This window comes from Edaphosphingomonas haloaromaticamans, assembly GCF_001853345.1.
GTDB lineage: Bacteria > Pseudomonadota > Alphaproteobacteria > Sphingomonadales > Sphingomonadaceae > Sphingomonas_E > Sphingomonas_E fennica.
The window spans coordinates 1-5311 of the sequence record NZ_MIPT01000005.1 but is presented as its reverse complement, the minus strand read 5'-3'; the positions used below and the strand labels follow the sequence as shown (position 1 = coordinate 5311).

The window sequence follows — 5311 nt, the reverse complement described above, 5'->3', positions numbered from 1 at the left end:
TGTCGATTATGCTTCGGGAACGAAAGGGCGGGTGCCCTTGGCGTTCCCCCCGGTGGCAGCTGCCACCACCGGCAAGGCGCGGCCCTGGGCCGCTCATTTTTAGCGGCTAGAGAATGGCGAGCGCGAGAACCGCAACGATAGAAGCACACAAGGCGGACATGAGCATGAGGCGTATCGTCGCGGCATTGATCGTGATCGCAGCGCCGACACAGGCCCATAGCAGGGCAATTGTGGGTCCAGCGCGGTAAATCAGGAAGCCGAAATAGCTGTTCGGCAGGAATTGCGGATAATCGAGGATCAGGCGTGCGACGATCCCGCCGCCTGCGAGAATGAGCGCGGCGATCAGCCATGCCGCGAAAGCCTCGACGCGCGGCGAAACGCTGTGCCTGGGCGCGGCCTGCGTCGTCGTTCGCGTCGCGTCATTCATGCTGAACTTCCCTTCTAGCCCTGACCGTCACCCGAATGGGCGGAGACGGCTTTGCTGGCTCCGTGGAGCCGCGCGGCGCAGCCGTGTGGTGGAGTAGGGCAGGTTCCCGGCTCCGGTCATTTGCACTTGTTCGGCAGCTGGCCCCTCTCGATCGCCAGATTCCTCATTGCCTCGTAATCGACACCCCAAAGGCCTCGTCGCTCATCGGCCGCGTCTTTCATGAAACGAGCATACGCCAGCCCTGAATGTTGCCTGTAATCAACGGCATATCCATGGCGCACCATCGTTGCCGAAACAGATGCCCCATTCGACCGAAACCGGCACGACAGGTTAGACCGGCCCCAGCTTGTCCGCCGCGTGTTGCATATCGGCTCGATCGTCAGCTTTTCGTCCTGAAAATCGCTCGTGCAGTCCATGCCGCCATTTTGCTTCACCAGCTCTTCCAAATAGAGCTGCGCTGCGATCTTGGGCACATTACCCTTGCCGTCCTCATCCGGCGCATCAATTCCCGACAATCGCACCCGCTTTTTGTCGAGCGTTTCGAGCGTATCGCCGTCGATAATGCGCGGGTTCTCGACGTGGATCGAAACCGGCTCGCTATTCCTCGCCTGCATCTGATTGAACAGCGCGCCGAAAGCGAAAACAGAGAGAATGGGCAACGCGATTTGCTGATTTCGCGGCCATTTTTTGAAACCTCGGATCAGCACCTGGCTCTCTCCTGAAGAATGTCGTTCCAGTCCATCGGCGCCGGGGCTGGCGGCAGGATGATTTTCAGTTCGCGGTCGTTTGCAGTGAGGTGGTCGCGCGCGTCCTCTATGGCCTGTGCGGCTTCCTGGCCGTGTTGCGAGTAGATGACGATTTTGCGGATGCGTTCGGGGATCGCGATCAGGCCATAGCGGCGAATGCCGCCAGCGCCCCACACCTTGAATTTCCCGTCACTAAGCTGGGTGACGGAAACGGCTTCCTCGAAGCCTTCCGCGAGGCGCAGAACATCGCCGGTTGGCTGGCCGCCGATCCGCATGGCGGCGTGTCGGACCAGGCCGAGCGTCAATTTCGCCTCGCGCAGCGCCGCATGGTAGCGTTTCTCGCCCGTTGCTGGATCGAGCAAGATCCGCTGCACGGCGATTATGCCTTCGTCGGCCTCGAACGGCACAAGGAGGGCAGGATGCTCTTCGCGGGCGTCGGGCGGACCAACGATGCAGCGCGGAGCGAAGCGCACCTTGAGGCCGGTCGGGTCGATCGCGCGCGAACGCAGATAGCGTTCAGCCGCGGTGCCTGCGATCGGCACGGCGGAATCCCATAGTTGCAGGGCGAGCTTCCGGCGCGAGGGTTCGGGCGCGCGATCGACCGTTTCGCCGCTGGTGTGGCGATTGATTTTGCGGCTGTTGAGCGCGGACCAGACGGCTTCCTGACTGCAACCGGCCCAACATTTGAACAGGACAGCCTTCTTGCCGGGGGTGACTTGGAGCGACGGATTGCGGTCGTTGTGGGCTGGGCAGCAAACCATGCCATAGGAGCCGCGCCAGTGGCCGCCCATATCCGCTACGATCTGACGTGCGCGTGCTTCGACGTCCATCTGCATCGAACTTCTTTCGTCAACGGTATCCCGACATTGGGATTTATACACATTTCACGGAGGCGGGCAAACGATCGGGATATATGCCAATATCGCGCATGGCCCGACTAGGGCCATTCAATATAAATATCTCCGCCGGTTATCTTCACTTGCGGATGACTCACGTTCTTTCGCCTCAATCGCTTCGCCCAAGCTGGCGAGAATGTCCCTCAGCTCGCGCTTGTCCCGCTCTTCGCGGGTTAGCTCCCATAGGGGCAGCTGATCCCTCATGCGCTCCATGTCGCGCGCCGCCTCGATCTGGCGATACTGTTCGCAAGCGGGCGCTGGATCGGCCGCGACGCCGCGACGCCGGCGAGCGGCGAAGATTTTCGAGAGAAAGGCGGGGAAGAGGAAGCGATAGGCGTTTGTGGCCTGCTTGATGCGCGGGCCAGCGCCTTGCGATTCGTTGTCGGGAACCGGCTCGTAGCGCCTGAACCAGTCGATAATGCGCGCGTCTTTGAGGCGCGAAAGCGCCTGAACGACGCAATTCTTGCTCAGGCCGGTTCCATCCATGATGGTGTGAAGGCTGGGGAACAACGCGCCGGTGCTATAGTCGATGACGCGGGCCAGGAACTCGATGATCTGGATGCCGGCCTGTCCGATCGCGCCGTTGCGAACGCGCGGTGTGGTCGTTCGCCGCTGCGCAAGCGTTTGCCGCTCGTAGAGCTTTGCAGCTTCGATCATCTCGCGCATCTGGCGCGCATTGCGGATCGGCGTGTAAGCCTTGGCCCGCTTCTCGTGGCCTACGGCGATGCTGCCGGCCCAGACTTTGACGCGCGGTTTTTCGGCACGCGCAAGCAAGGCGCGGTCGATCGTGGCGAGGCCGGTGCTACGCAGCACGGCGCCTATGGAAGTGGTCATGCGGACCTCCCTTCGTCGGTCCCGCGAGGCCAAGCGCCATCGCTCCCGAAAGCACGCTTTCAGGATTGACTTTCGCCGCAGCGCCACCGATAAAGGGGTTAAGCAATCGCCCACTTCGGTGGCACAAACAGCCCTCGCTCAGCCAAGCGAGGGTTTTTTGTTGCCCGTTGCAGACGGGGAGCCACCCCGCGCACAACAGATGAATCACCGACTCCAAGACGGAATCAGCGGGTCATAACTGGCTCAAGTTTCAGGAGTTGGCAAGAATAAGCGTGTGCACACGCTTATGATGCGGACTTATCCCGCTTTGCGGTAATGGCGCAGATAGTCAGGATAATCGATCCCGCGCGTCTTCAAGAGATTGATCGTCGCCTCTTCGACCAGGGCCGCGACAGACGTTTGCTCGCGTTCAGCCAATCCCTTGATCTCAGCTGCAAGCTCAGGTTTCACCCAAGCAGCAAGGTTGCGCGTGTTCGCGCGGCTCGGACGCCGCTTTGGCAGCGGGACCGGCAGCAATGGATCTTCCTGTCGTTTAGGTCGTGCCATAACATCGCATTGAATAAGGGGGCGTTCTGTCGCGCTTATAGAGGGCATAGCGTGGAAAGGTAAGCGTCCGCTGTAGGTCGTCTTTGCGGCGCACGCACGCTTGGTAACCGCCCCTTTTGGGGCCTTGGCCGACACGAACGATCTACCCGGCAGGCAGCGTTTCCTTCGCACCAATCACGAGTCGATACCGACGCATTTGCAGATCTCCACGCACATAAAGATCGCTGTCCAATGGAACGTCGACCGTTCCTTCATAGGTCGCACCGGCCTTTTCAAGAGTACGCCACGAAGCAATATTATCAGGCCGACAGGTAATCCAGATTTCCTGAAAACCATGGCGCTGTGCGATTGAAGACAGTTCCTTGAGTGCTGCGGCGGCATATCCATGACCGCGATGCTGAGGTTCGATGCCGTAACCAACGTGACCACCGTACAGCCGCATATATTCGGTATTTCCAAGGCGAAGTTGAATGGATCCGACGACCTCACCTTCAAAGACAATATCGTAGTGTTCGGCCGGAACCCAATCTCGCGTCGGGTCTGCTTCGGTCACTTTCCGCAATCTCAAAACGATCATCACGTGTAGAACTCGATCATAACGCCTTGGTATTCATAGGAATGGCGGGTGCAGATGACATTAAGCTGGGAGCGACACCACTTCCAAGCAGATTTAGACCTGCGATGCCTGCCATCTCCACGGCAGAAGTTCATCGATCCGGTTGATCGGATGCCCCTTGCCAATGCGATCAAGCACATCGGCAAGCCACTCCTGCGGATTGACGCCATTGAGTTTGGCCGTTTCAAGCAGTGAATACATGGCAGCGGCGCGCTCCCCGCCGCAGTCGGCGCCTGCAAAAAGCCAATTTTTCCTGCCAAGGCATATACCCCTGAGGGCATTCTCCGCCGGATTGTTGTCGATCTCCAGCCTGCCGTCGTCGGTGTAGGCGAGCAGTTGCGGCTTCAGCTTCGCCGCATAGCGCAGCGCGTCGGCCAACGGTGACCGGGCCGATGCCCTGGACAGCACCTCGTCGGCCCAGGCGAAGAAATCCAGCGCCTTGAGCTTCGAGAGCTTACGAGCCTTGCGACGAAAATCCGCCGGCTCACGCACGATCTGCCGCTCGACATCGTAGAGCTCCCCGATCATGTGCAAGCCTTGGAACGCAGCCGAGTTCGGATCCGCCTTATAGACATCGTTCAGCTTGCGTCTGGCATGCGCCCAGCAGGCAACTGGCGTGATCGGCGCGGGCTCGCGGTCACTGGCGTAGAGGCGCTCGAAGCCGGCATAGGCATCCGCCTGCAGGAAGCCTGCAAAGGTCTTGAGATGCTCGCGTGGTCGCTCACCCTTGCGATCGGGGCTGTAGCGGAACAGCGCAGCCGGCTTATCCAAGTGGCTCCATCGCCGGTTATCGCGCAGGTAGACCCATAATCGCCCGGTTTGTGTCTTCCCGGTGCCCGGCGCCAGAACCGGAACGGGCGTGTCGTCGGCATGGAGCTTGGGGCTGGCCATGACGTGATCGGCGATCCGGTTAACCAGCGGCTGCAACAGCCAGCTTACCTGGCCCAGCCAGTCGGCCATGGTCGAACGGCTGATCTCCACGCCCTCGCGGGTATAGATCTGCGACTGGCGGTAGAGCGGCAGGTGGTCGGCGAACTTGGATACGACGACATGGGCGAGCAGACCGGGGCCAGCGCGGCCACGCGGCACGGGAAGTGCGGGAGCTGGTGCCTGGCTGATCGCATCGCAGCGATTGCAGGAAAGCTTGGGGCGGCTCTGTTGCAAAGATTGGCGGCAGTCACAGGTAGGCTGTCGCTCTGCGCCGATCAGGCGGCTGCTGCGAAATGGTGGTTGAGCATGTCCATGG

7 protein-coding genes are annotated in these 5311 nt (G+C 60.5%); all 7 read right to left on the bottom strand.

Features of this window, described 5'->3' with window-relative positions:
- Positions 1–106: 106 nt before the first annotated feature.
- Complete coding sequence (locus BHE75_RS22850) at positions 107–427, bottom strand: hypothetical protein (RefSeq protein ID WP_056379711.1); 321 nt, start codon at positions 425–427, stop codon at positions 107–109.
- A gap of 116 nt (positions 428–543) precedes the next feature.
- Positions 544–1134, bottom strand: coding sequence for a thermonuclease family protein (locus tag BHE75_RS22845; RefSeq protein WP_020819817.1), 591 nt, complete (start codon positions 1132–1134; stop codon positions 544–546).
- Positions 1128–2009 carry a DUF7146 domain-containing protein gene (locus tag BHE75_RS22840; RefSeq protein ID WP_056379713.1) on the bottom strand — a complete coding sequence of 294 codons (882 nt, stop codon included), beginning with the start codon at positions 2007–2009 and terminating at the stop codon, positions 1128–1130. Before BHE75_RS22840 ends, BHE75_RS22845 begins: the two co-directional genes overlap by 7 nt.
- A 111-nt stretch (positions 2010–2120) precedes the next feature.
- Positions 2121–2903 carry a hypothetical protein gene (locus tag BHE75_RS22835; RefSeq protein WP_056379715.1) on the bottom strand — a complete coding sequence of 261 codons (783 nt, stop codon included), beginning with the start codon at positions 2901–2903 and terminating at the stop codon, positions 2121–2123.
- 297 nt (positions 2904–3200) lie between these two features.
- Positions 3201–3419 carry a hypothetical protein gene (locus tag BHE75_RS22830; protein ID WP_226998743.1) on the bottom strand — a complete coding sequence of 73 codons (219 nt, stop codon included), beginning with the start codon at positions 3417–3419 and terminating at the stop codon, positions 3201–3203.
- Positions 3420–3591: 172 nt separating this feature from the next.
- Positions 3592–4002, bottom strand: coding sequence for a GNAT family N-acetyltransferase (locus BHE75_RS23795; protein ID WP_158011136.1), 411 nt, complete (start codon positions 4000–4002; stop codon positions 3592–3594).
- Between the two features lie 117 nt (positions 4003–4119).
- Positions 4120–5311: IS66 family transposase (gene tnpC, locus BHE75_RS22820; RefSeq protein WP_254684577.1), on the bottom strand; the 1192-nt coding region annotated here is incomplete at its 5' end.

What these genes read in the sequence shown, in the direction of transcription:
- BHE75_RS22850 (WP_056379711.1), bottom strand. Translation starts at nt 427, where the DNA reads ATGAATGACGCGACGCGAACGACGACGCAGGCCGCGCCCAGGCACAGC.
- BHE75_RS22840 (WP_056379713.1), bottom strand. Translation starts at nt 2,009, where the DNA reads ATGCAGATGGACGTCGAAGCACGCGCACGTCAGATCGTAGCGGATATG.
- BHE75_RS22835 (WP_056379715.1), bottom strand. Translation starts at nt 2,903, where the DNA reads ATGACCACTTCCATAGGCGCCGTGCTGCGTAGCACCGGCCTCGCCACG.